The following is a 23,673-nucleotide window of genomic DNA, read 5'->3' as shown; positions in this document are numbered from 1 at the left end:
CGCAGGTGCGATGCTGTTGCAGAGGGAGGCGCATGATGGCGCCGGCCCTGTGCTCGGAGCGATCTCCTCCTATATTGACCGGCGACAGGGGCCCATCGTGGTCCCGCCTGCGATCCACCAGCCACGCCGGAGTCTTCGATGTCCCCTACCGCCGCCGCCCGTACTGCCGCTCAATCCGCAGCGCTGCGCGATCGTCTGAACGACCCCTCCTTGCTGCGTGAGCAGTGCTACATCGACGGCGCCTGGACCGGCAGCGGGTCGATTGCCGTCACCAATCCGGCGACGGGCGGCGAAATCGGCCTTATCCCGAGCCTCGGCGCTGCCGAAGCAACTGCCGCGGTGGAAGCCGCCGAACGCGCGTTTCCGGCCTGGGCCAAACTCACCGCCAAGCAGCGCTCCAATATCCTACGCAAATGGTTCGAACTGATCATCGCCAATCGCGAGGATCTGGCGCTGATTCTCACCAGCGAACAGGGCAAGCCGCTCACGGAAGCGCTCGGCGAGGTCGATATCGGCGCCGCCTATATCGAGTTCTTCGCCGAGGAGGCGCGGCGGGTCTATGGCGAAACCATTCCGACCCAGCGCCCCGACGCCCGCCTGATCGCCATCAAGCAGCCGATCGGCGTCTGCGCCGCGATCACGCCGTGGAATTTTCCGAACTCGATGATCACCCGCAAGGTCTCGCCGGCACTTGCGGCCGGCTGCACCGTGGTGCTGAAGCCGGCCGAAGAGACGCCGTTCTCGGCGCTGGCGCTGGCGGCGCTGGCCGAGAAGGCCGGCATCCCGAAGGGCGTGTTCAACATCGTCACCGGCGATGCGCCGCCGATCGGCAAAGTGTTCTGCGAGCATCCGGCGGTGCGGTTCGTCGGCTTCACCGGGTCCACCGAGGTCGGCAAGATTCTCTACAAGCAGTCCGCCGCCGGGGTGAAGAAGCTCGGTCTCGAACTCGGCGGTAATGCGCCGTTCATCGTGTTCGACGATGCCGATATCGACGCCGCGGTCGACGGCGCGATGGTGTCGAAATATCGCAACATGGGCCAGACCTGCGTCTGCGCCAATCGGCTCTACGTGCAGGACGGCGTCTATGACGCCTTCGTCGAGAAGCTCGCCGCCAAGGTCAAGGCGATGAAGGTCGGCAACGGCACCGAGCAGGGCGTGACCCAAGGGCCGCTGATCAACGACGCCGCCGTCGAGAAGACCGAGCGGCACATTGCGGACGCGCTGGCGAACGGCGCCAAGGTGATCACCGGCGGCAAGCGCCACGCGCTCGGCGGCACCTTCTTCGAGCCGACCGTGCTGGCGGATGTCAGGCCCGACGCCCTGGTGGCGCATGAAGAAACCTTCGGCCCGCTGGCGCCGGTGTTCCGCTTCAAGGACGAGGCCGCAGTCATCAAGCTCGCTAACGCCTCGCCGTTCGGCCTCGCCAGCTATTTCTACGCCCGCGATTTGGGCCGCGTCTGGCGCGTTGCCGAGGCGCTGGAGTCGGGCATGGTCGGCGTCAACACCGGCCTGATCACCACCGAAGTCGCCCCGTTCGGCGGCGTCAAGGAATCCGGCCTCGGCCGCGAAGGCTCGCATCACGGCATCGAAGAATATGTCGAGATCAAATACGTGATGATGGCAGGGATCTGAGGCGCACCGGTTGATGCGGACGGCTCCGGCGGCGTGACCGCCGCCGGCAGTCAGCGGGGATTGTTACGCACTGAAAGCATCGCCAGCATCCGAAGAGATCACTGCCGCAGCATGATCAGCGGGTCGGTGCTGTCGGGCACCCTGCGCCATTGCGCATTGTCGTCCGCCTCGAACCGCCAGGTAGCTCCGTTCGGCGCGACCAACAGCATCGCGCCGTGTTCGAGCCGCCACATCGTCGGTCCGAAACTGACCACCTGCGGGTCGCAGCGCGGTTTCAGGAATGCCTGGAAGTTATCGGGGCCGGCTTCGGTATTGGTCAAGGTCAGTCCGCAGACCTGGCGACCGTTGCCGCGCACCATGGTCCAGTCGCCGATCATCTGCTCCATCGATTTGGCGAGCGACCGGGCCGCCACCAGATTCTGCAGGATGTAGATTCCTTCGCCGTCGCGGTGGCCTTCGAAGATGCCGCTTTCGACCTCGGTGAAGTCGATCACCAAGCCGCCTTCGGCGGTCTCGAACCTCAGGATGTCGAGCCCTTTGACGTCCCAGGCTGCGATCGCCTTGGTGAAGGGCAGGGAATTGGCGCAGTCGGGCTCCAGCGTCAGTTTCAGCCCCTGGGGCGCCGGCTCGGACGACAGCGTGACGACGCAGGTCTTGCTGCGTTCGGTGGTCGACAGCTCCCACTGGCCGACCATGTCCTTCTTCATCGTGGCTGCGTCCTGTGCTGCCGCGGCGGTCGCCAGCAGCGCCGCCAGGATCGCTATGCCGAACGCGCGCCACATGGTCAGCGGCCTTTCACCGGTGTTTCGGCCACCGGCGTCAGCGGCGGCCGGCCTGAGAACCAAGCCTTCAGATTATCGACGACGAGCTGATTCATGGCGTTGCGCGTCACCACCGAGGCCGAGCCGATATGCGGCAGCAGGACGACATTCGCCATCGTTCGCAGCTCTTCCGGAACGTTCGGTTCGGTCGCAAATACGTCGAGGCCGGCGGCGAGGGTCCTGCCGGATTTCAGTGCGGCGATCAGTGCGGCTTCGTCGATCACCGAGCCGCGTGCGACGTTGATCACCACGCCGCGCGGCCCCAGCGCATCGAGCACCTCGGCGTTGATCAGCTTGGCAGTGGTGGGGCCGCCCGGCGTGATCACCACCAGGGTGTCGACCTCCTTGGCCATCTCGATCAGGTTCGGATAGTGCTGGTAGGCGACGCCGGGCGCCGGATTGCGCGAGTGATACACCACCGGCACCAGCGAGGCGTCGAGCCGGCGGGCGATCGCCTGGCCGATCCGCCCCATCCCGACCATGCCGACCTTGCGGTCCCGCAGCGACCCGGTGCTGAGCGGATAATCCTGCGTTTGCCATAGGCCGTCACGGACGTATTTGTCGGCGCGGATGAACTCGCGCAAGGTGGCGATCAGCAGCCCCAGCGCAGTATCGGCGACTTCCTCGGTGAGAACGTCGGGGGTGTTGGTGACGATCACGCCGTGCTGGGCCGCCCAGGCGGCGTCGACATGGTCGTAGCCGACGCCGAAGCTCGATACGATCTCGAGTTTCGGAAAGCGCTCCAGCATGGCGGCGCCGGTCGGCACCAGGCCGGTGACGGCGATGCCGCGGATGCGGCCACGGACGTCGTCGCTCAGGCTTTCCAGGTCGTTCGCGCGCTCGCATCGGTGCAGCGCATAGCCGTCCGGAAAGCCGTCATCGATCACCTGTTTGCGCGGGCCATAGATCAACAGATCGATCAGCTCGGACGCGCCCGTTTCCCCCGGCATCAATTATCCTTTCCCAACGCGCTTTCGTGCCAGCGCCGCAGCAGCAGATGCGACAGCAGCGCCAGCAGCAGATAGATCACAATGCCCGCCGTCGATAGCAACAGCAATGCGGCGAACATCCGCGGAATGTTGAGCCGGTATCCGGATTCGGCAATCCGGTACGCGAGCCCGGAGCCGGCGCCGGCCGAGCCCGCCGCGATCTCGGCCACCACGGCGCCGATCAGCGACAATCCGCCGGCGATGCGCAGGCCACCGAGGATGTAAGGCAGCGCCGCCGGCAACTTCAGCCGCAGCAGCGTCTGCCAGCGCGAGGCGCCGTACAGCCGGAACAGCCCGGTAAGATTGCGGTCGACCGAGTTGAGGCCGAGCGTGGTGTTGGACAGCACCGGAAAGAACGCGACGATCCAGGCGCAGACGATCACCGCGGTTTCCTGCGGCAGGTAGATCAGCAGCAGCGGCGCGATCGCGATCACCGGCGTCACCTGCAGCACCACCGCATAGGGAAACAGCGAGTATTCGAGCAGCCGCGACTGGTTGAACAGCAGCGCCAGCGCGATGCCGCCGACCGCGGCGGCGACGAAGCCTTCCAGCGTGGTCCATAGCGTTGTCAGCAGCGAGCCGAACAGCACCGGCCAGTCCTGGATCAGCGTCGAAGCGACCAGGAGCGGTCCCGGCAGCACATAAGGCGGGATCTGATTGAGCCGCACCACCAGATCCCACGCGACGATCGCGGCGATCAGGACGACGATCGGGAGCGCGACACGCAGCCCGGCGCGGGCGCTCAGAGGTGACGCGTCGTCACGCGAGGCAGGCAGGGCGCTCATGCTTGTGCCTCGCGGGTGGAGAGGGCGCCTTCGCTGGCCGACGCCAGCGCCCGTGAAACCTCCCGGCACTGCGCCGCATAATCGGCCGAGAGCCGGAACTCCTCGCCTCGCTCCTTCGGCGCGTCGATATCGAAGGTGGCCGCGATCCGTCCTGGGCGCGGCGTCATCACCACCACGCGCTGCGACAGATACACCGACTCGAACACCGAATGGGTGACGAACACCACGGTCATCTGCAGCTCGCGCCACAGCTCCAGCAGATCGTCGTTGATGCGGAAGCGTGTGATTTCGTCGAGCGCGGCGAACGGTTCGTCCATCAGCAGAATGTCCGGCCGCGTCACCAGCGCACGCGCCAGCGAGGTCCGCATCTTCATCCCGCCGGACAGTTCGCGCGGAAACGCCTCGGCGAATTCGGACAGGTCGACCCGCGCCAGCACGTCGTCGACCCGGCGGGCGATTTCGGCGCTGGCGACATGTGCCAGCTTCAGCGGCAACGCGACGTTGTGGCGGATGCTCGCCCACGGCATCAGCGTCGGCTCCTGAAACACGAAGCTGATCGGATGTTCGCCGCGGCCCCGCGGCGATGCGGTGCCGACCTCGATCCGCCCCGAAGAGGGGGCTGCGAGTCCGGCGATCATCCGCAGCGCTGTCGACTTGCCGCATCCGGATGGGCCGAGCAGCGACACGAACTCGCCGCGGTCGATGTCGAGATCGACCGGGCCGAGCGCCAGCGTGCCGGTGCGGTAGGTCTTGGTGACGCCGCGCAGTTCGATCGCCGGCCCGGTGGCGTCGGCATCCGCAGCGGACGGTCGCGGCGACGTGGCCATGTGGCCGGCTATTGCTGCGTCGGACGCAGGTCGACGCCGACGCCCTTGTTGATGAACTGCAGCGTGTAGGATTTGCGGAAATCCAGCCCGCGTTGCACCACGCCGGCGCGCGCCATCTTGTCGAAGAACGAAGCATAGCGGTCGTCGTTCATCGCGCCGATACCGTTCTTGGTGGCGTCGCCGGAATCCACGATGCCGTATTGCTTCATCTTGTCGACCGAATACGCCAGCATGGCGTCGGTCATTTCCGGATTGAGCTTCTTGATCATCGCATTGCCGGCGGAATTGTCGCCGTACAAATAGTGATACCAGCCGACGATCGAGGCATCGACGAAGCGCTGGATCATCTCGGGGTTCTTGTCGATCATATCGCGGCGGGTTTCGATCAGCGTCGAGTAGCCGTTGAGCCCGTAATCGGCCAGCAGCAGGACGTTCGGCTTGAACTTGGCGGCCTGCTCGACGGTGAATGGTTCGGAGGTGACGTAGCCCTGCATCGCGCTGCGGCGATCGATGATGAACGGCTGCGGGTTGAAGGTGTAGGGCTTCACCTTGGCTTCGCTGAAGCCGTATTCGGACTTCAGCCACTGGAAGTAGCTGGCGATGCCTTCCTTTGAGACGAACAGCGTCAGCGGCTTCAAATCGTCCAACGTCTCGACCTTCGACTCCGGGTGCGACAGGAACACCTGCGGGTCTTTCTGGAAGATCGCGGCGATCGCCACCACCGGCACATTGTTGGCCACCGCGTCGAACGATTGCAGCGTGTTGGCCGTCATGAAGAAGTCGAGCTTGCCGGCGATCAGCAGTGCACGATTGTTGACGTTCGGACCGCCCGGCACGATGCTGACATCGAGGCCGTAGGCCTTGTAGGTGCCGTCGGCGACCGCCTGAAAGAAGCCACCGTGTTCGGCTTCGGCCACCCAGTTGGTGCCGAACGAGACCTTGTCGAGCCCGCCTTCCGGCACCTTGCGCACCGGCTGCACCTTCGGCGGCGGCGGCTTCTTGGGCATCGGCGGGCGCGGCGGCGGTTCCGGCGGCTTTTCGGCTGCGGGCTTTTCCGCCCCATGGCCGGAGGCGTGGACGGGGGACGCCAGTGCGACGGCCAGCAGCACCCCGGTTAACGCTCGCAGCAGGAAAGCGGGGCTCATGGTTGGACTCCGTCGTTCATTTTGGCCCATGATGGCGGCATCAGGGCGGCGCGGATTCGAGCGTTTCAGGATTGATAGCGAAACAATGCCGGCATTTGAACCACTTCTCCGTCACCCCGCATTTCGCCGATGACCAAGCTGCCGCCTCGCGACTGGAGCGCGATTTACTGGCCGGAGATCGCCGGCGCTGATCCGTCGCGCTGGATCGCGGTGTTGCCGCTCGCCGCGACAGAGCAGCACGGGCCGCATCTGCCGCTGTCGACCGACGTCACCATTGCGGAAGCCTATTTGGCGCGGGTGCGAGAGCGGTTGCCGGCCGACATCCCCGCCACCTTCCTGCCGGTGCAGGCAATCGGCCTGTCGACCGAGCATCTGTCGTTTCCGGGCACGCTGACGCTGTCGACCGAGAGCGCGCTGAAGCTGTGGACCGAGATCGGTGACAGCGTCGCACGGGCGGGGGTGCGCAAGCTGGTGATGGTGACAAGTCACGGCGGCAACAGCGCCGCGATGGGCCTGGTGGCGCAGGAGCTGCGCGCCCGGCACCGGATGCTGGTGGTGACCACCGGTTGGGCGCGGTTCGGTTTGCCCGACGGTCTGTTCGCCGCCGATGAGTTGCGCCACGGCATCCATGGCGGTGCGACCGAGACCTCGATCATGCTGGCGCATGTGCCGGAACTGGTCCGGGTCGATAGGATCGCCGACTTTCAGCCTGCCAGCGTGGCGATGGAGCAGACCTACCGCCGGCTGTCGGCACAGCGTCCGGCGCCGTTCGCCTGGGCCGCCGAGGACCTGCATCCGAGCGGAGCCATCGGCGACGCCTCCGCGGCGACCGCCGAGAAGGGGCGGCTGTTGCTCGATTACGGCGCGGGCGCATTCTGCGAGCTGCTGGACGACGTCCACCGTTTCGATCTCGCCGCGCTGGCGACCACGCCTTCGGCTTGAGCGGTACTCCTCCAGCCGTATCGCTGCCGTCCCGAAACCGGGGCGAGCGTGCTTCACCTCCTGTCTCCAGGTGGCCCGTCCGTCTCTGATACCGCTCGGCTTTTTGCCGTCAGGCGCCTGCCTTTGGCGGCGCACCTGGCGGGACGGCAGTGAATTACCGCGAGCTCTGGACTTGGAGGAATTCCAGACTGGCGCTGTCGCGGGGGGCGCGTGTCGAGTTGTGTGCGCTGGAGGGCGCTTTTGCGGGTCACGGGCCCCAAGGTGCTGACAACGCTTCCGACTTTCGTCAGCTTGCGAACGCTCGTCGGATGCCTTCGGGTGATCGGGCGCGACGAAACGTCGCGCAATCGCACGCGTTCCAGGTGAGCTTGATGACTGTTCGACGACGCCCCACCCGCCCGACTTCGGTTCGCTCCTGCTTGGTGTCGCGTGAGAGCGGCACGCCTTACGTTCGTGTCTCCCGGCGTCGCTCCGCTACGGCGCTCATCGCCGGCGTGGCGGCCGGCGCGCTGCTGCTGCCGCAGGCCGCAGCCGCGGGCGGCATCGGCAAGCAGCGGCCGGACCCGGCTCACGATTGGAGCGGGTTCTATGTCGGTGCCCATGCGGGATACGTCCGCGGCCACGCCGGCGCGACGCTGCAGGATGCGACCTCGACCGCGCAGAACAGCAACGGCGCCGGAGGCGTCACCGCGGGCGCGCAGGCGGGCTATAATTTCGTCACCGGATCGAACCTGCTGCTCGGCGTCGAAGCCGACATCTCGTTTCCGAGCTATCTGCCGCAGAACGCGGTGCTGTCGGAGTTCGACAACGGCACCGCCGATACGCTGCAGCATCTCGACTATTACGGCACGGTCCGTGCCCGGTTCGGCGTCATCGCCGGCCGATGGCTCGGTTACGTCACCGGCGGCCTCGCCTTCGAGCACGAGCGCTATCTGACCGACCCCGACGTCGGCCGCGTGATGAACGCGCGGATCGGCTGGGCGGCGGGCGCCGGCATCGAATACGGCTTCACGCCGAACTGGAGCGCCAAGATCGAATATCTCTACAGCCAGTATCAGAACGCCACCGTCGCCCTGCCGACCGGAGCGAATTACGCGACGTCGCTGAATCTGCAGACCGTCCGGGTCGGCGTGAACCGCAAGATCGACTGGTTCGGTGCCGGCACCGGCGCTGGCTCGACGCCGCTGGCGGCCGTCGCCGATCCGGAGTCCGATCGCTGGGAGATCCACGGCCAGACCACGTTCATCGGGCAGGGCTATCCGTCGTTCCGGGCGCCCTACAGCGGCACCAACAGCCTGTTTCCCGGCGCGCAGTTCAAAAACACCTGGAGCACCAGCCTGTTCGTCAATGTCCGGCTGTGGGACGGCGGCGAGTTCTATTTCAACCCGGAGTTCCTGCAGGGCTACGGGCTCAGCGACACGGTCGGCGCCGGCGGCTTTCCGAACGGCGAAGCGCAGAAATCGGGCTTCGCCTATCCGCATTTCAGCCCGTCGCGGTTCTATCTGCGCCAGACCTTCGGGCTCGGCGGCGAGCAGGAGCAGCTCGCGTCGAGCGGCTCGCAGCTCTCCGGCAAGGCCGATATCTCGCGGCTGACGCTGCAGGTCGGCCGCTTCAGCGTCATCGACGTGTTCGACGGCAACTCCTACGCGCATGATCCCCGCCGCGATTTCATGAACTGGTCGATCTGGGCCTCGGGCGCGTTCGACTACGCCGCCGACAAGCTCGGCCTCGGCTACGGCGCCACCGCCGAACTCAACCAGAAACAATGGGCGATCCGCGCCGGTTACTTCCTGGTCGACGCCGAATCCAATTCCAACAATTACGACATGAAGCTGCTCAAGCGCGGCGAATACGTCGCCGAGCTCGAGACCCGCTATTCGCTGTTCGGCCTTCCCGGCAAGCTGCGCACGCTGGGCTTCATCAACAGCACCTATTCGGGCAGCTATCGCGAGACGCTGAACGATCCGTCGCTGAACCTCGACATCACCCAGACCCGCCGCGGCCGGATCAAGTACGGCTACGCGCTCAACCTGGAGCAGGCGGTCACCGACGACATTGGCGTGTTCGGCCGCTGGAGCTGGAACGACGGCAAGAACGAGATCATGGCGTTCACCGATATCGACAGCAGCCTGTCGGGCGGCGTGTCGATCCGCGGCCAGCGCTGGGGCCGCCCGGACGACGTGATCGGCATCGCCGGCGCGCTCAACGGGTTGTCGCGCGATCACCGCGATTTCCTCGCCGCAGGCGGGCTCGGCCCGCTGATTGGCGACGGCGCGCTGAACTATCGCCGCGAGCGGGTGTTCGAAAGCTACTATGCGCTGGCGCTCAACTCGTCGTGGACCGCGACCGCCGACTATCAGCTGATCGCCAACCCCGCCTACAACGCCGACCGCGGCCCGGTGTCGGTGTTTTCGGGCCGGGTGCACGGGGAGTTCTGACGCATCCCCGGCCGCACTCGAGAGCGAGTAGAGCAACCGAGCGATTCGCGCCGCTCAAACTAACGGCGCAAAACTCTCGGCGCGGGCCATCGCCCAGGCTTGCTTGAAGCGGGAATCATCCGTGCCTTTCAGCAGCTCGCCCGGCTGCAGCTCCGGGTAGAGCTGCGCCAGCGACAACACGTCGGACGACGAGGTGCGCTGCGAGAAGTGATACGGGCGGATGTCGCGCGGATGATCGAGGCCGGCGGCCGCCACCAGTTCGGCCAGCGCCTGCAGCGTCGCGCGGTGATAGTTGTAAACCCGCTCCAGCTTGTGCGGCACCGCCAGCGCACGGTAGCGGGTCGGCTCCTGCGTGGTCACGCCGGTCGGGCAGCGGTCGGTGTGGCAGCTCAGCGACTGGATGCAGCCGAGCGCGAACATGAAGCCGCGGGCCGAGTTGCACCAGTCGGCGCCGAGCGCCATGGCGCGGGCGACGTCGAAGCCGGTCGCGATCTTGCCGGATGCGCCGAGCTTGATGCGGTCCCGTGCCCCGATCCCGATCAGCGCGTTGTGCACGAAGCTGACGCCGTCGCGCATCGGCATGCCGAGGTGGTCCATGAATTCGAGCGGCGCAGCGCCGGTGCCGCCCTCCTTGCCGTCGACCACGATGAAGTCCGGATAGATCCCGGTGGCGAGCATCGCCTTGCAGATCGCCAGGAATTCCCACGGGTGGCCGATGCAGAGCTTGAAGCCGGCCGGCTTGCCGCCAGCGAGGCGCCGCATCTCGGCGATGAACCGCATCATCTCGATCGGCGTCGAGAACGCCTTGTGATAGGGCGGCGAGACGCAATCCTCGTCCATGCCGACGCCGCGGATCTGCGCGATTTCTTCGGAGATCTTCGCCATCGGCAGCACGCCGCCATGGCCCGGCTTGGCGCCCTGGCTGACCTTCAGCTCCACCATTTTGATCTGGTCGTCGGAGGCGACGCGGGCGAACGCCTCGGGATCGAACCGGCCGTCGCGGGTGCGGCAGCCGAAGTAACCGGATCCGATTTCCCAGATCAGATCGCCGCCGTGCTCCCGGTGATACGGGCTGACGCCGCCTTCACCGGTGTCGTGCGCGAAGCCGCCCTTTCTGGCGCCGGCATTGAGGGCGCGGATCGCGTTCGGACTCAGCGCGCCGTAGCTCATCGCCGAGATGTTGAACACCGAGGCCGAATACGGCTTGGCGCAATCCGGTCCGCCGATCGTGATCCGGAACGCCTCCTCGGCGTGCGGCCGCGGCGCGACCGAATGGTGCATCCACTCGTAGCCGTCGTCATAGACGTCCTTCTGGGTGCCGAACGGACGTTTGTCGAGTTCCATCTTGGCGCGCTGATAGATCAGCGCGCGGGTGTCGCGGCTGAACGGCTTGCCGTCCTTTTCGCTCTCGAAGAAGTACTGCCGCATCTCCGGGCGGATCTCTTCGAGCAGGAAGCGCAGATGCGCCGAGATCGGATAGTTGCGCAGCACCGCGTGGCTGCTCTGCAGCAGGTCGTGGATGCCGAGCAGGGTCAGCGCGCCGAACACCAGCAGCGGCACCAGCACCACGCCGAACAGCGGCGTGTGTGCATCGAATGCCGCGAGCGTGGCGAGGAGTGCTGTAAGTACGACGCAGACGGTGAGTGCGATGTAGCGCGGCGAGAGAGGAAGCAGCAGCGTTGCCATGGAGTCCCCGCGGAAGCGGCAGGATGGACATTCGATCAGCCGCCGCGGTGGGAAGCCTGGTGCGGCCGAGGGCGCTGATCGTGGCGCTGTATAGCACGGCCACCCGGCCCCGATAACCTCGGTGGCTTCCTCGATCGGCTTGGTCACGGCGTCGTCGCAATTCCGTGATGCAGCCCGGACCAGACTTCGCGGCCGGGTTCGGCTTGACATTTCGCCGTCGCAAAGCGATCCCACCGCGCCCGCCGGCCGAGGATGACCGCGCCGGTCACTGCCTGTTGACGAGAGTCCCGATGCAATATGCCGACCGCGTGATCGTCCGGATCGTCAAAGACTATTGCGGCGCGCGCGGCGTCGGCGTCACGCTCGGGCTCGACGGCTGGTTGATCGTGCTGAGCAAGGGTGACGCCCGGCATTTTATCTATGGGTATGATTTCGGGCTGAACAGCTCGGTCACCCACCGCCTCGCCAACGACAAGGCGGCGACCGCCGATATCCTCGCCGCGGCCGGCATGGCCTGCGTGCCGCACCGGCTGTTCATGAATCACGAGCACTTCAAATACGTACCGAGCGGCGGCCACTGGTCGGCGATGCTGGAGATGCTGCGTGCCAATCCTGCAGGTCTCGTGCTGAAGCCGAACGAAGGCACCTGCGGACATCTGGTCTTCAAAGCAGCCACCGAGCTCGAGCTCGAGCGCGCCGCGACCGCCATCTTGGCCGCTAACCAGAATCTGGCGATCGCGCCGTATTTCGACATCGCCCGCGAAGTCCGTGTCATCCTGCTCGATCGGGCGCCCCTTGTTGTCTACGAAAAGAAGCGGCCGGCGATCACCGGCGATGGCGTGCGCAGCCTCCTGCAGCTTCTGCTCGATGCGGTGCCGGCAGACCGGCTCGGCGCCGTGCTGTCGAACCTGCCGGCGGGACACGTTGCGCTCGATGCAATCGTGCCGGCTGGCCAGCAGGTTCCGCTCGATTGGCGGCACAATCTTGAATTCGGTGCGGTGCCCGAACTGATCGACGATGGGGCGCTGCGCGACGCCTGCGTGACGCTCGCCGCGGAGGCGGCCCGCGCGATCGGACTCAGCTTCGGCGCCGTCGATGTGGTCTGGACCGTTCATGGCCCGCAGGTGCTCGAGATCAACTCCGGCGTCATGATCGAATCGCTCAGTCGCCGGTTTCCGGGCATTGCCGAGCAGGTCTACACCCGCGCGCTCGATCGCGTGATGCAGGCGCTACCGGCCTGACGCGCAGTCCGGATGGCGCCGATTTCCTTTCGCTGCGGATCAACTAAGATCGCGCCGCATCCGCATGTTCATCAGACACGAAGGAAACTCATGACCGCGACCATCAACCGCCAGATCCTGCTGATCGAGAAGCCGAAGGAGAAACTCGGCCTGGAGCATTTCCGTCTGGCGGAATCGCCGATGCCGGAACCGAAGGACGGCGAGGCGCTGGTCAAGGTCCGCTACATCTCACTCGATGCCGCCAACCGCGCCTGGATGCAGGGCGCGACCTATCGGGCCGCGGTCGAAACCGACAGCGTGATGCCGGGCGGCAGCGTCGCCGAGGTGGTGAGTTCGAAGGCGCCTGGCCTGGCGCCGGGCGATCTGGTGTTTGCCGATACCGGCTGGCAGGACTATGCGGCGCTGCCCGCCAAGCATCTCGCCAAGCTGCCGAAGGTCGAGCCGATGACGCATCTGCTCAGCGTCTACGGCATCGCCGGCCTGACCGCTTACTTCGGGCTGCTCGACATCGGTAAGCCGCGCGCCGGTGAGACGGTGGTGGTGTCGGCCGCGGCCGGTTCTGTCGGCTCGATCGTCGGCCAAATTGCGAAGATCAAAGGCTGTCGCGTCGTCGGCATCGCCGGCGGCAAACAGAAGTGCGACTGGCTGGTCAACGAACTCGGCTTCGATGCGGCGGTCGACTACAAGGACGGCGCGCTGTTCAAGGCGCTGCGGGCCGCCGCGCCGAACGGCATCGACGTGTATTTCGACAATGTCGGCGGCGACATTCTCGAAGCCTGCCTGCCGCAGATGAACCTGAAGGGCCGGATCGCCTGCTGCGGCGCGGTCTCGCAATACGACCGTACCCCCTCGGCCACCGGCCCGCGCGGCATCCCCGGACTGATCGTGGTAAAGCGGCTGATCATGCAGGGCTTCATCGTGATGGACTACATGGATCAGCGCGACGAAGCGGTCGCCAAGATGCAGGAATGGGTCGCGAGCGGTAAGCTCAAGGTCCAGGAGGACGTCATCGACGGCCTGGAAAACACCCCCGCCGCGCTGATCGGCCTGCTGGCCGGCGAGAACCGCGGCAAGCGGATGGTGCGGGTTTGAGCTGAGCGGCTCGGCTGCACAAAAAAAGTCGGCCGGGCGTTGTCCCGGCCAGCGGCCTTGCATCGACCGCAAGGGCGGAGTTGGCGATCCCGGGATGACTCGAACATCCGACCTACGGTTTAGGAAACCGCCGCTCTATCCGGCTGAGCTACGGGACCGGCCGGCCGCGGCGAGCCGCGGGCGCTGGCAGTTCACATAACAGAGCGACCGGCGAATCGCCACCCCCGGAATGGGCGGTGGGCGACCGGCGGTGCCGGCCCCTCCCGTGGGCCATCGCCCGGCTCGACCGCGACCCAGCCGAGTGCGCCTGCGAAACGCCATCGTCGCTCTGGGATTCTGTGGCCCTCCGTCTTCGCGGAGGGGGACGGTCGTGAACGGGGCGGGCGTCGGTGGTTACAATCAGTCGGCAGTTCGCCGCGCCGGCGCCGGGCGCTTGCTGCTACTCCCGTCACAGCCGCGTCACACATCCGATTAGTCCGGGCCGGATTGTCCGCTCCTTGTTGCGGCCTCGGCCTGCTCCTATGTGTTGCCGGCGGTGAACGAAGCGGCGCGGTCTGCGTTGCCGAGGGGTTGTTGCCGCCGGTTCATGTCGCGGCTGGCAGATTGATCGGACGATCAAATGGGAGGCCATGATGGGTTTGCTCGACATCCTCAACGGCATGCAGAACGGCCCGCGCGGCCCGGCCGATCCGCAGGACAAAAGCGGCGGCATGTCCAAGTTCACCATGGCGATTCTCGCGCTGCTGGCGTGGAAGGCCTACAAGCACATGACCGGCGGCCAGCAGCAGGCGCCGGCCAATCAGCCGCGCCCGATGCCGACGCCGCCACCGGTGCCGTCGAATGCCGGCGGCGGCTGGGGCGACCTTCTCAAAGGTGGCCTCGGCGGCTTGGTTCTGGGTGGCGCTGCCGGCAGCGTGCTGTCGGGCGGTCTCGGCGATCTGCTGCGGCAGTTTCAGCACAACGGGCTCGGTGACGCGGCCAATTCCTGGGTCGGCCATGGCCCAAATCAGCAGATCGGCCCGAACGATCTGGCCAATGCGCTCGGCGCCGATCAGATCGATCTAATGACACACCAGACCGGGATGTCCCGCGACGAATTGCTCGACGGCCTGAGCCGTTACCTGCCCGACGTCGTCGACCAGCTCACGCCCGATGGCCGGCTGCCGACCGACGATGAGGCTTCGCGCTGGATCTGATCGGAGACAGCCGAGTTGTAGTTCCTTGAGATTGAGCGGTCGGAACGACCTCGAGAAAGGACACTGGGTATGGGCGGCTTACTCTGGATTCTGCTGGTCGGCTTCGTTGCCGGAATCATCGCGCGGGTGTTGTCGCCGGGGCCCAACAATCCCCAGGGCTTCATTCTCACCACGGTCCTCGGCATCGCCGGCGCGTTTCTCGCCACGGCAGTCGGACAGATGATCGGCCACTATGGTCCCAATCAGGGCGCCGGATTCATCACTGCGACGATCGGAGCGGTGGCGGTGCTGTTCATCTGGAACAGGCTGGTGGCGCGGCGGGTGATATCCGATCCTGGTAATCGCTATCCGTAACGATCGCAGACGACATGGCGGCGGCCCGGTGTTCCGGGCCGCCGCTGTCATTTTCAAGTCGCAGCAGGATCAGCCCGCCAGATGCATGCCGGCGTCCATCCGGACCAGCTCGCCGGTCATGCTGCTCGATCTCGGCGTCGCCAGGAAACACGCCAGTTCGGCGATGTCTTCGGCGCTGGAGGCGATCTTCAGCGGCACCCGCGATACCACCATGTCGCGTACCTGCTTGGCCTCCTCCGCGCCGCGGCCCTTGGTGAACCACGGCGTGTCGATGTAGCCGGGGCAGATCGCGTTGACGCGGATGTTCGGCGCGAGCGCGCGCGAGAGCGACAGCGTCATGGTGTTCAGCGCCCCCTTGCTGGCCGCATAGGCGATCGACGAGCCGATGCCGCTGATCCCGGCGACCGACGAGACGTTGACTACGGCCGAAGCGCGGCCGGCCGCCTTGGCGCCGGCGACGAGGAGTTCACGCGCGGCGCGGACCATCTGGTACGGGCCGATGGTGTTGATCGCGTAGATGCGCTGGAAGTCGTCGGCCGACAATTGATCGAGCAGATGATGCGCGACATGCTTGGTGGTGCCGGCATTGTTCACCAGGGCGTGGAGCTTGCCCCAACGCGCCGCGGCCTCGACGATCCGTTTGCAGTCGTCGTCCTTGGAGACGTCGCCCTGCGCCACGATCACCTCGGCGGCGCCGAGCTTGCGGCACTCTTCGGCGGTCTTTTCGGCGTCGTCTTTGCTCGATGCGTAGTTGATGACCAACCGTGCGCCGTCCTTCGCCAGGATCTTGGCGGTGGCGGCGCCGAGCCCTGAAGCCGACCCGGTGACGATTACGTTCAGTGCTTCCGACATCTTCACTCCCTCTGCATCGAACCGGCTTCGCCGCGTGGCCGCCACCATATCGGCTGCGACATCGAGGGCAAGCCGGCAAAACCCATGATGCGGAATAAGTCTGTCGCGTTCCTCGGTTTCGACCATGTCCGCTGCGCAGTCCGCCCCGTGCCGGCCGCGCTTGTCTTCGTATCGGCTTTTCATCATCATGCCGCGCAACAACAAGACCAGCACGCATGCTTGGCGATCCGCCGGGTGCTGAGTGCGCAACCGGGAAACGCCGTGACGGAGACTGACAACATCGTCGTCGAGACTGCGGAGAAGATCTTCGCCGACCTCGCCGATGCGCAAACCATCAATGCCGACAAAGCCGAGACCTGGAAGGCGCCGCTGTGGCAGGCGCTGAGCGAGTCCGGGCTGCTGCTGTCCTGGGTGCCGGAGGAGTTCGGTGGCTCGGGCGCCAGCGTTGCCGAAGGCTTCGGCGTCCTCAACGCCGCCGGCCGCGCCGGCCTCGCGGTGCCGCTCGCCGAAACCATGCTGGCCGGCTGGCTGCTCGCCCAGGGCAAGATCGCGGCGCCCGAAGGCGCGATGACGATCGCGCCGGCTCATCCGAAAGATCGCATTGCGCTGGATGCGGACGGCAAGTTGTCGGGTCGCGCGCGCAGCGTGCCGTTCGCGCAAGGCGCGCAGCACATCGCCGTGCTGGCGCAAAGCGCTGCCGGCGCAACGATCGCGCTGGTGCCGGCATCGGCCTGCCGGATCGACAAAGGTCTCGGCGTCGGCGGTGATGCGTCGGACGTCGTTACTCTGGACAAGGTCGCGCCGATCGCCACGGCGCCCGCGCCTGATGGGCTGAATCAGACCTCTTTGCTGCTGATGGGCGTCGTCGCGCGCAGCCTGCAAATCGCCGGCGCACTGGAAACGCTGCTCGACCGCAGCGTGACTTATGCCAACGAGCGCGTCGCGTTCGAAAAGAAGATCGGCAAATTCCAGGCGGTGCAGCACAATCTGGCAAAGCTCGCCGGCGAAACCTCGGCTGCACTCGCGGCCGCGACCTCCGCGGCCGACGCGATCAGTAGCGCTGACGGCTTCGATGAGGCGTTGTTTCTCGAAGCCGCCGCGGCCAAGATCCGCTGCGCCGAAGCGGCCGAGAAGGGCGCGGCGATCGCCCATCAGGTGCACGGCGCGATCGGCTTCACCCGTGAGCACATCCTGCATCGCTTCAGCTTGCGCGCGCTCGCCTGGCGCGACGATTTCGGCAACGAGAGCCATTGGGCGGTCGAGCTCGGCCGCATGGTGGCCAAGCGTGGTGCCGATGATTTGTGGCCGCTGGTCGCTTCGCGCTGACCGCCTCAACGTAGCGAGATTATGCGATGACCGCCGCCCTCCGTTTCGATCCGATCCGCCTGCCGCCCGTCTGCGAAGAGCTGCGCAAGGAAGTCCGCGCCTTCCTCGCCGAAGAAATCGCCGCCGGCACCTTCGATCCACACAAGCCGCAGCGCGAAGATTCCGACGCGCCTGAATTCTCCCGCCGCGTCGGGGAACGCGGCTGGCTCGGCATGACCTGGCCGAAGCAATACGGCGGCCACGAGCGCACCTTTCTGGAGCGCTACGTCGTCACCGAGGAAATGCGCATCGCCAATGCGCCGACCCGGCGGTTCTTCGTCGCCGATCGCCAGAGCGGCCCGGTGCTGCTGAAATACGCGCCCGAGCACATCAAGATGGACATCCTGCCGCGGATCTGCCGTGGCGAACTATGCTTCGCGATCGGCATGAGCGAGCCGAATTCCGGCTCCGACCTGTTCGCCGCCAAGACCAAGGCGACCAAGACCGACGGCGGCTATCTGATCAACGGCTCGAAGATCTGGACCACCTCGGCGCACATCGCCGACTACATGATCGCGATCTTCCGCACCTCGCCGCCGACCAAGGAAAATCGCCGCCACGGCCTGACCCAGTTCCTGGTCGACATGAAGTCGCCCGGCATCAAGGTGAACCCGATCGCGCAGATCACCGGTCAGTACGAATTCAACGAGGTGGTGTTCACCGACGTGTTCGTGCCGGACGATCATCTGCTCGGCGAGGTCGACGGCGCCTGGAAACAGGCGACGTCCGAACTCGCCTACGAGCGGTCGGGGCCGGAACGCTTCCTCGAGACCTACTACGTGCTCACCGAACTGGTGCGCGCGCTCGGTCCCGATCCGGACACCCGCGGCGCCGAGGGCATCGGCCGGCTGGTGGCGCAACTGCACACCATGCGGCGGATGTCGGTGTCGGTCGCCGGCATGCTGCAGGCCGGCAAGGAGCCGGTTGTGGAGGCCTCGATCGTCAAAGACATCGGTACGATCTGGGAGCAGCAATTGCCGCACCGGGTGCGTGAACTCGCCGCCTTCGTCGACGGTGAAGCATCGAACCATGCCACGCTCGACGAGCTGACGGCGTTCGCCACCAAGCTGGCGCCGAAGCTCACCATCCAGGGTGGCACCACCGAGGTGCTGCGCGGCATCATCGCCCGCGGGCTCGGCCTACGCTGACGCCGGCGCGCATCGAACGATCGAGGACAATCATGAGCAGCTACACCGATATCGCGGTCGAAAAGACCGGCCACGTCGCCACCATCGAAATCCAGCGGCCGCCGCTGAACTTCTTCGACATCTCGCTGATCCGGCAGATCGCCAACGCGCTGGACGAGATCGACGCCGATCCGCAAGTGCGCGCCACCGTGCTGGCGGCGCAGGGCAAGGCGTTCTGCGCCGGCGCCAATTTCGGCGATCCGGCGCGGCAGGAGGTCGACCCGGCGGCGGCGAAGGGCGATCCGGCCGACAGCCTCGGCGAGATCGGTCATCTGTATTACGAGGCGGTGCGGATCTTCCGCGCCAAGAAGCCGATCATCGCGGCGGTTCACGGCGCTGCGATCGGCGGCGGACTGGGTCTTGCGGTGTCGGCCGACTTCCGCGTCACCTGCGCCGAGGCACGGTTCTCCGCCAACTTCACCAAGCTCGGTTTTCATCCCGGCTTCGGCCTCACCGTGACGCTGCCGGAATTGATCGGCAAGAACAACGCCGAGCTGATGTTCTACACCTCGCGCCGCGTCACCGGCGAAGAAGCGGTGCAGATGGGCCTTGCCAACGTGCTGGTGCCGATCAACGAGGTCCGCAGCGGCGCGCTGAAGCTCGCCCGCGAAATCGCTGAATGCTCGCCGCTCGGCCTGCTGTCGACCCGCGCCACGATGCGCGCGAACCTCGCCGACCGGGTGATGCAGGCGACCAAGCACGAACTCGCCGAACAAACCCGCCTGCGCGCCACCGAAGACTTCAAGGAAGGCGTCAAAGCCACCGAAGAACGCCGCGTCGCGCATTTCAAGGGACGGTAGGGCAAAACTACTCGTCGGCCCCACGTCGTCATTCCGGGGCGCGCGGAGCGCGAACCCGGAATCTCGAAGTTGTTTCTCCAAGTCATCGGCCCTCATGGTGAGGAGGCGCGTAGCGCCGTCTCGAACCATGAGGTTGTGGTGCACGGCGTGACTCGCAGCCATCCTTCGAGACGCCCGGCTTAGCCGGGCTCCTCAGGATGAGGCCATGCAGGTTGTTAGTTCGTCAGCCTGAACTCGACGCCTGCGAGGCTGAAGCCGTCGGCAGTGCAGCTCACGCCCTGCGCCTGTGCAGCTGCGCGAACCTTCTGCGCATCCGCCACCTTGAATGTCAGCGCCGTCATTGCTTCGCTGGCGCCCTGCACGAACCGGAACGTGGCGTTCGGCAGGCGCAGTTCGGCGATGCCACTTGCATCCGTTTCCACCGGCAGTTCGAGAATGCGGCCCCAATGCGCGGCGAGATCGGCCGGATCGGGGCTCTGCATTTCGACTGCGGTCAGCGCCTGCGTGGTGTCGGTGCGGATCGCCTTGGCCCAATCCGGACCCGCCGGCGGGTAGGGCCCGCGAATGTTGTCACTGCCTTCGGTGTGGTTCAGCTCGATGAAGGCGGCGCGGCAGTCGCGCGGATGGAGCTGCACGCCATGATACGGCGCGTGGTCGATCACATTGGCGGTGCGGACGCCGAGGCTCGCGGCGTGACGGCCGCGGGCATCGGGATCGTCGCAACAGAAGATCGCCATGTAGCCGCCGCGGCCTTGGGTCTTCTCCAGGAAGCGGCCGGCCGCGGTGCCCGCTTGGGTCGGCGCGACGATTTCCAAGAGCGTTGCGTCGACCGGCAGCAGCACGTTCTCCAGGCCGTATTTGCCGACATGCGGATCGCGGTAGCAGATGGTCAGCCCGAGGATCGCGGCGAGACGCGACGCGGCGGGTTCGATCGGCTCAGTAACGAGGCAGATCTGGCGCAGGCGGAGGAACGGCGCCATCGTCAGCGCCCTTTGAACGACGGTGCGCGCTTCTCGACGAAGGCGGCGGCGGCTTCCTTGTGGTCGGCGGTCTCGGCGCAGCGCGAGTGATGCAGCGCTTCGGCGTCGAAGCAGGCTTCGAGCGACAGGCTCTCGGCGTTGTTGATGTTGGTCTTGATGTAGCCGAGCGTCACGGTCGGGCCTTGCGCCAGCGACAGCGCCAGTTCACGCGTGGCGGATTCGACCTCGGCGTCCGGCACCACCCGGCTGACGATGCCGAGCGCCTGCGCCTGCTCGGCGGTCAGCACCGGCGAGGTCAGATACAGCTCGCGGGCTTTGGCGGCGCCGATCAGGTGCGTCAGGAAATATGTGCCGCCGAAATCGCCGGAGAGACCGACCTTGGCGAAGGCGGTTGTGATCTTGGCCGAGGCGCCCGCCACCCGCAGATCGCAGGCGAGCGCCATCGACAGGCCTGCGCCTGCCGCCGCGCCGTCGATCTGCGCCACCACCGGCTTGGGCATCTGATGCAGCAGACGGGATACTTCCATGCCACGGCGGAGGTTTGCCACCTTCTGTTCGAGCGGCGGCGGAGCACCCGCTGCCGCCATCGACTTGACGTCACCGCCGACGCAGAACGTGCCACCGGCGCCCTTCAGCAGCACCGCGCGGACCTCCGGATCGTCCTTGGCGCGATGCGCCGCCTCGACCAAGCCGCGGATCATGTCCTGATTGAGCGCGTTGCGCCGATCGGGACGGTTCATCGTGATGGTGAGCAGGCCGCGGTCGAGATCTTGCAGGACGATGTCGGTCATGGCGGATCCTTGTTGTTATTTGTGTGGCTTCGAGTACGGCCCTGACAGTGAGAAGACGCGCCAGCGCCGTCTCACGGATTCCCCGTCATTGCGAGCCGAAGGCGAAGCAATCCAGCGCCGTGCACTGAGCCGGATTGCTTCGTCGCTGCGCTCCTCGCAATGACGGTGTTGATCGGGTTACTTCTTCACCAGCGGGCAGCGTGATTCCGACAGCGGCTGGAATGCCTGATCGCCGGGGACGGTCGCGAGCAGCTTGTAGTAGTCCCAGCGGCCTTTCGATTCCGACGGCTTCTTGACCTCGAACAGGTACATGTCGTGCACCATCCGGCCATCCTCACGGATCTTGCCGTTCTTGGCGAAGAAGTCGTTGATCGGCGTCTCCTTCATCTTCTTGGTCACCGCAGCTGCGTCAGTCGTGCCCGCGGCCTTGACGGCCTGCAGGTAGTGCATCGTTTCGGAGTACAGGCCCGCCTGCGCCGAGGTCGGCATCCGCTTGGTGCGCTCCATGAAACGCTTGGAGAACGCGCGGGTCTCGTCGTTGAGGTCCCAATAGAACGCTTCCGCCAGGATCAGACCCTGTGCGGTCTCCAGCCCGACGCTGTCGATGTCGGAGATGAAGGCGAGCAGCGGCGAGATCTTCTGTCCGCCTTTGGTGATGCCGAATTCGGCGCCCTGCTTGATCGCAGTGATCGTGTCGCCGCCGGCATTGGCAAGGCCGATCACCTTGGCCTTCGAGCTTTGCGCCTGCAGCAGGAATGAGGAGAAGTCGGAGGTGTTGAGCGGATGCTTGACGCTGCCCAGCACCTTGCCGCCCGACGCCTTGATGACGTTGGTGGTATCGCGCTCGAGGTCCTGGCCGAACGCGTAGTCGGCCGACAGGAAGAACCAGGTGTCGAGTCCCTGCTTCACCGCGGCAAGGCCGGTGGTGTTGGCCTGCGCGAAGGTGTCGAACACGTAGTGCACCGTGTAGGGGCCGCAGGCTTCGTTGCTGAGCCGGATCGAGCCCGGGCCGGAGAACATGATGATCTTGTTGCGGGCCTTGGCGATCTCGCCGGCGGCAAGGGCCGTTGCCGAGGCGGCGACGTCGATGATGGCTTCGACACCCTGATTGTCGAGCATGTCGCGCGCGATGTTGGCGGCGTTGTCGGCCTTGTTCAGATGGTCGGCGGCGATGATCTCGATCTTGCGGCCGAGCACCGTGCCGCCGAAGTCTTCCGCGGCCATCTTGGCCGCAGTCTCGCTGCCCGTCCCGGTGATGTCGGCATAGAGGCCCGACATATCGAGGATCGCGCCGAGCTTCAGCGGCGGCTGCGTCTGCGCGTTCGCGGCCGTGATTGCTGCGATCGACAGACATGCGAGTAGAGCGGTGCGGAATGGCTTCAAGACGTTCTCCCCTGACGAGCGCCGATTGTGATCACGACGCCATTTTTGATTGCGCGCGATCATGCCGCATCGCTTGTCGTGCGGCAAGCAATGCGGTTTTTCCGAGTGATGGAATGGACTGCTGTGTCGCGTCGTAGCGTGGAGCGGCACGTTGCTCGGTGAAATCGGCCGACGCTTAGTTGGTGAAGTGCAATCCCTGCCTGTCTGCAATCAGCGCGAGGTCAAAGTGCGTCACGCGTTGCGTGCCGCGCATCGCGCGCGAGTCCCCGAATACGGCTCCGAACTTTATGGCGAGAGTCGAGGTGCATTTCACTTCGCCACAATCAATCCGACAGCTAATCTTGCCGAGTGGCGGTGATCCGAATCGGCACGGCGGGCTCGATGACTTTCCGGCGAACCAGGACTCGGTGGCTGACATCGATCTGCGGCGGAGCGATGGTGCTGGTGCAGCTCGACGGCGCCGCTGTTGCCGGCTGTGCCGAACTGCCGGTGCTGGGCGAGGGCGTGGTGGCTTCGGTGATCGATGCGCGAACGCTGCGGCTTTCCGACGGCGCCGAAGTCCGGCTCGCCGGAATCGAACTGGCCGGCGAGCAACCGGAGGCCGCAGTGGCGTTGCTCACGGCGCTGACGCTCGGGCGCGGGGTCGTGTTGCACGGCGCCGACGACGTGCCGGACCGCTACGGACGGCAGCGGGCTTTTGTGGCGATGCAGGCCGGTGGCGAACTCGTGCAGCGCCGGTTGTTGGCCGAAGGCCGTGCGCTGGTCGGCATTGATCGCGCGCCGACGGATTGCCGGAAGGACCTGCTGGCGGCCGAAGCGGCGGCGCGGGGCGCTGCCTCGGGTATTTGGGTGCAGGAGAACGTCATAAAAAACGCCGCAAATTCGGGCGATATGGTGGCTCGGACAGGGCGGTTCACCGTGGTCGAGGGCCGGGTGGTGTCGGTGCGGGAGGTCGGTTCGACGGTGTATCTGAACTTTTCCGGTCGCTGGACTCGTGGCTTCGCGGTGACTATTTCAAGGCGTATCGCGGGGGCGAACGAGGCCGCCGGGCCCGCACTCAAGTCTCTGACAGGACAACGAATTCGGGTGCGCGGCTGGATCGAACACAGAGCCGGGCCGGTGATCGTCGTGCGCGATCTGGCGCAGATGGAACGGGCGGGCGGGGAC

21 protein-coding genes and 1 tRNA gene are annotated in these 23,673 nt (G+C 66.0%); 11 read left to right on the top strand and 11 right to left on the bottom strand.

What is annotated here, in order from left to right; translation table 11 throughout:
* The first annotated feature begins 138 nt into the window (after positions 1–138).
* A complete protein-coding gene (locus DY468_RS06805) occupies positions 139–1,632 on the top strand; it encodes an NAD-dependent succinate-semialdehyde dehydrogenase (RefSeq protein ID WP_164603604.1) in 1,494 nt (497 codons plus the stop codon).
* A gap of 98 nt (positions 1,633–1,730) precedes the next feature.
* On the opposite strand, the gene DY468_RS06800 is transcribed toward DY468_RS06805, so the two are convergent.
* The 5 genes from DY468_RS06800 to DY468_RS06780 are packed head-to-tail and all read right to left on the bottom strand — an operon-like array spanning position 1,731 to position 6,199.
* A complete protein-coding gene (locus DY468_RS06800) occupies positions 1,731–2,414 on the bottom strand; it encodes a protease inhibitor Inh/omp19 family protein (protein ID WP_164603602.1) in 684 nt (227 codons plus the stop codon).
* A 2-nt stretch (positions 2,415–2,416) separates the two neighbouring features.
* Entirely contained in the window at positions 2,417–3,403 is a 987-nt protein-coding gene (locus DY468_RS06795) for a 2-hydroxyacid dehydrogenase (RefSeq protein WP_164603601.1), read from the bottom strand.
* Positions 3,403–4,227, bottom strand: coding sequence for an ABC transporter permease (locus tag DY468_RS06790; protein WP_164603600.1), 825 nt, complete (start codon positions 4,225–4,227; stop codon positions 3,403–3,405). The genes DY468_RS06795 and DY468_RS06790 overlap by 1 nt, the downstream gene beginning before the upstream one ends.
* Positions 4,224–5,054 (bottom strand): ABC transporter ATP-binding protein, encoded by an 831-nt coding sequence (locus tag DY468_RS06785; protein WP_164603599.1) that lies wholly within the window; start codon positions 5,052–5,054, stop codon positions 4,224–4,226. Before DY468_RS06785 ends, DY468_RS06790 begins: the two co-directional genes overlap by 4 nt.
* A gap of 8 nt (positions 5,055–5,062) precedes the next feature.
* Positions 5,063–6,199, bottom strand: coding sequence for an ABC transporter substrate-binding protein (locus tag DY468_RS06780; protein WP_164603598.1), 1,137 nt, complete (start codon positions 6,197–6,199; stop codon positions 5,063–5,065).
* Positions 6,200–6,328: 129 nt separating this feature from the next.
* Between DY468_RS06780 and DY468_RS06775 the strand changes: the two genes are divergently transcribed.
* A complete protein-coding gene (locus DY468_RS06775) occupies positions 6,329–7,141 on the top strand; it encodes a creatininase family protein (RefSeq protein WP_164603597.1) in 813 nt (270 codons plus the stop codon).
* 371 nt (positions 7,142–7,512) lie between these two features.
* The gene (locus tag DY468_RS06770; protein WP_205512090.1) at positions 7,513–9,579 is read left to right on the top strand and encodes a carbohydrate porin; all 2,067 of its coding nucleotides are present in this window, start codon (positions 7,513–7,515) and stop codon (positions 9,577–9,579) included.
* A 54-nt stretch (positions 9,580–9,633) separates the two neighbouring features.
* Here DY468_RS06770 and DY468_RS06765 read toward each other — a convergent pair whose 3' ends face one another.
* Positions 9,634–11,265, bottom strand: a complete 1,632-nt coding sequence (locus tag DY468_RS06765; protein WP_164603595.1) for an FMN-binding glutamate synthase family protein — start codon at positions 11,263–11,265, stop codon at positions 9,634–9,636.
* A gap of 290 nt (positions 11,266–11,555) precedes the next feature.
* On the opposite strand from DY468_RS06765, the gene DY468_RS06760 reads away from it, so the two are divergent.
* Entirely contained in the window at positions 11,556–12,506 is a 951-nt protein-coding gene (locus tag DY468_RS06760) for an ATP-grasp domain-containing protein (RefSeq protein WP_164603593.1), read from the top strand.
* A gap of 90 nt (positions 12,507–12,596) precedes the next feature.
* Positions 12,597–13,598: an NADP-dependent oxidoreductase gene (locus DY468_RS06755; protein WP_164603591.1), complete on the top strand. Its 1,002-nt coding sequence runs from the start codon at positions 12,597–12,599 to the stop codon at positions 13,596–13,598.
* 81 nt (positions 13,599–13,679) lie between these two features.
* Here DY468_RS06755 and DY468_RS06750 read toward each other — a convergent pair.
* Positions 13,680–13,756 (bottom strand) — tRNA-Arg (locus DY468_RS06750).
* 474 nt (positions 13,757–14,230) lie between these two features.
* On the opposite strand from DY468_RS06750, the gene DY468_RS06745 reads away from it, so the two are divergent.
* Both DY468_RS06745 and DY468_RS06740 read left to right on the top strand, forming a co-directional pair.
* Complete coding sequence (locus tag DY468_RS06745; protein ID WP_164603589.1) at positions 14,231–14,794, top strand: YidB family protein; 564 nt, start codon at positions 14,231–14,233, stop codon at positions 14,792–14,794.
* A 69-nt stretch (positions 14,795–14,863) separates the two neighbouring features.
* Complete coding sequence (locus DY468_RS06740; protein ID WP_164603587.1) at positions 14,864–15,148, top strand: GlsB/YeaQ/YmgE family stress response membrane protein; 285 nt, start codon at positions 14,864–14,866, stop codon at positions 15,146–15,148.
* Between the two features lie 69 nt (positions 15,149–15,217).
* Here the strand turns inward: DY468_RS06740 and DY468_RS06735 are convergent, their stop codons facing one another.
* Positions 15,218–16,000, bottom strand: coding sequence for an SDR family NAD(P)-dependent oxidoreductase (locus DY468_RS06735; RefSeq protein WP_164603585.1), 783 nt, complete (start codon positions 15,998–16,000; stop codon positions 15,218–15,220).
* A 261-nt stretch (positions 16,001–16,261) separates the two neighbouring features.
* Here DY468_RS06735 and DY468_RS06730 point away from each other — a divergent pair, with 261 nt between their 5' ends.
* Genes DY468_RS06730 through DY468_RS06720 form a run of 3 tightly spaced genes read left to right on the top strand, consistent with a single transcriptional unit; the run spans position 16,262 to position 19,352 of the window.
* Positions 16,262–17,326, top strand: a complete 1,065-nt coding sequence (locus tag DY468_RS06730; RefSeq protein ID WP_164603583.1) for an acyl-CoA dehydrogenase family protein — start codon at positions 16,262–16,264, stop codon at positions 17,324–17,326.
* Positions 17,327–17,352: 26 nt separating this feature from the next.
* Positions 17,353–18,513 (top strand): acyl-CoA dehydrogenase family protein, encoded by a 1,161-nt coding sequence (locus DY468_RS06725; RefSeq protein ID WP_107354018.1) that lies wholly within the window; start codon positions 17,353–17,355, stop codon positions 18,511–18,513.
* Positions 18,514–18,545: 32 nt separating this feature from the next.
* Entirely contained in the window at positions 18,546–19,352 is an 807-nt protein-coding gene (locus DY468_RS06720; protein WP_107354019.1) for an enoyl-CoA hydratase/isomerase family protein, read from the top strand.
* Positions 19,353–19,567: 215 nt separating this feature from the next.
* On the opposite strand, the gene DY468_RS06715 is transcribed toward DY468_RS06720, so the two are convergent.
* The 3 genes from DY468_RS06715 to DY468_RS06705 all read right to left on the bottom strand — a co-directional run bounded on the left by DY468_RS06715 (position 19,568) and on the right by DY468_RS06705 (position 22,506).
* Positions 19,568–20,332 carry a VOC family protein gene (locus tag DY468_RS06715; protein ID WP_164603582.1) on the bottom strand — a complete coding sequence of 255 codons (765 nt, stop codon included), beginning with the start codon at positions 20,330–20,332 and terminating at the stop codon, positions 19,568–19,570.
* Between the two features lie 2 nt (positions 20,333–20,334).
* On the bottom strand, positions 20,335–21,123 hold the full coding sequence (locus DY468_RS06710) for an enoyl-CoA hydratase (RefSeq protein WP_164603580.1): 789 nt from the start codon (positions 21,121–21,123) through the stop codon (positions 20,335–20,337).
* 177 nt (positions 21,124–21,300) lie between these two features.
* The gene (locus tag DY468_RS06705) at positions 21,301–22,506 is read right to left on the bottom strand and encodes an ABC transporter substrate-binding protein (RefSeq protein WP_164603578.1); all 1,206 of its coding nucleotides are present in this window, start codon (positions 22,504–22,506) and stop codon (positions 21,301–21,303) included.
* Positions 22,507–22,941: 435 nt separating this feature from the next.
* On the opposite strand from DY468_RS06705, the gene DY468_RS06700 reads away from it, so the two are divergent.
* A partial coding sequence (locus DY468_RS06700; protein WP_246700910.1) for a thermonuclease family protein occupies positions 22,942–23,673 on the top strand: 732 nt, incomplete at its 3' end.

The sequence above is a fragment of the Rhodopseudomonas sp. BR0M22 genome (assembly GCF_010907035.1).
Classification (GTDB): domain Bacteria; phylum Pseudomonadota; class Alphaproteobacteria; order Rhizobiales; family Xanthobacteraceae; genus Rhodopseudomonas.
This window is presented reverse-complemented; position numbering and strand designations above follow the sequence as displayed.

Excerpts from the sequence above, each read along its gene's own strand:
- DY468_RS06740 (WP_164603587.1), top strand. The coding sequence starts at position 14,864 with ATGGGCGGCTTACTCTGGATTCTGCTGGTCGGCTTCGTTGCCGGAATC.
- DY468_RS06710 (WP_164603580.1), bottom strand. The coding sequence starts at position 21,123 with ATGACCGACATCGTCCTGCAAGATCTCGACCGCGGCCTGCTCACCATC.
- DY468_RS06790 (WP_164603600.1), bottom strand. The coding sequence starts at position 4,227 with ATGAGCGCCCTGCCTGCCTCGCGTGACGACGCGTCACCTCTGAGCGCC.
- DY468_RS06805 (WP_164603604.1), top strand. The coding sequence starts at position 139 with ATGTCCCCTACCGCCGCCGCCCGTACTGCCGCTCAATCCGCAGCGCTG.
- DY468_RS06725 (WP_107354018.1), top strand. The coding sequence starts at position 17,353 with ATGACCGCCGCCCTCCGTTTCGATCCGATCCGCCTGCCGCCCGTCTGC.
- DY468_RS06770 (WP_205512090.1), top strand. The coding sequence starts at position 7,513 with ATGACTGTTCGACGACGCCCCACCCGCCCGACTTCGGTTCGCTCCTGC.
- DY468_RS06795 (WP_164603601.1), bottom strand. The coding sequence starts at position 3,403 with ATGCCGGGGGAAACGGGCGCGTCCGAGCTGATCGATCTGTTGATCTAT.
- DY468_RS06780 (WP_164603598.1), bottom strand. The coding sequence starts at position 6,199 with ATGAGCCCCGCTTTCCTGCTGCGAGCGTTAACCGGGGTGCTGCTGGCC.
- DY468_RS06715 (WP_164603582.1), bottom strand. The coding sequence starts at position 20,332 with ATGGCGCCGTTCCTCCGCCTGCGCCAGATCTGCCTCGTTACTGAGCCG.
- DY468_RS06800 (WP_164603602.1), bottom strand. The coding sequence starts at position 2,414 with ATGTGGCGCGCGTTCGGCATAGCGATCCTGGCGGCGCTGCTGGCGACC.
- DY468_RS06745 (WP_164603589.1), top strand. The coding sequence starts at position 14,231 with ATGGGTTTGCTCGACATCCTCAACGGCATGCAGAACGGCCCGCGCGGC.
- DY468_RS06760 (WP_164603593.1), top strand. The coding sequence starts at position 11,556 with ATGCAATATGCCGACCGCGTGATCGTCCGGATCGTCAAAGACTATTGC.
- DY468_RS06785 (WP_164603599.1), bottom strand. The coding sequence starts at position 5,054 with ATGGCCACGTCGCCGCGACCGTCCGCTGCGGATGCCGACGCCACCGGG.
- DY468_RS06755 (WP_164603591.1), top strand. The coding sequence starts at position 12,597 with ATGACCGCGACCATCAACCGCCAGATCCTGCTGATCGAGAAGCCGAAG.
- DY468_RS06735 (WP_164603585.1), bottom strand. The coding sequence starts at position 16,000 with ATGTCGGAAGCACTGAACGTAATCGTCACCGGGTCGGCTTCAGGGCTC.
- DY468_RS06775 (WP_164603597.1), top strand. The coding sequence starts at position 6,329 with ATGACCAAGCTGCCGCCTCGCGACTGGAGCGCGATTTACTGGCCGGAG.
- DY468_RS06765 (WP_164603595.1), bottom strand. The coding sequence starts at position 11,265 with ATGGCAACGCTGCTGCTTCCTCTCTCGCCGCGCTACATCGCACTCACC.
- DY468_RS06720 (WP_107354019.1), top strand. The coding sequence starts at position 18,546 with ATGAGCAGCTACACCGATATCGCGGTCGAAAAGACCGGCCACGTCGCC.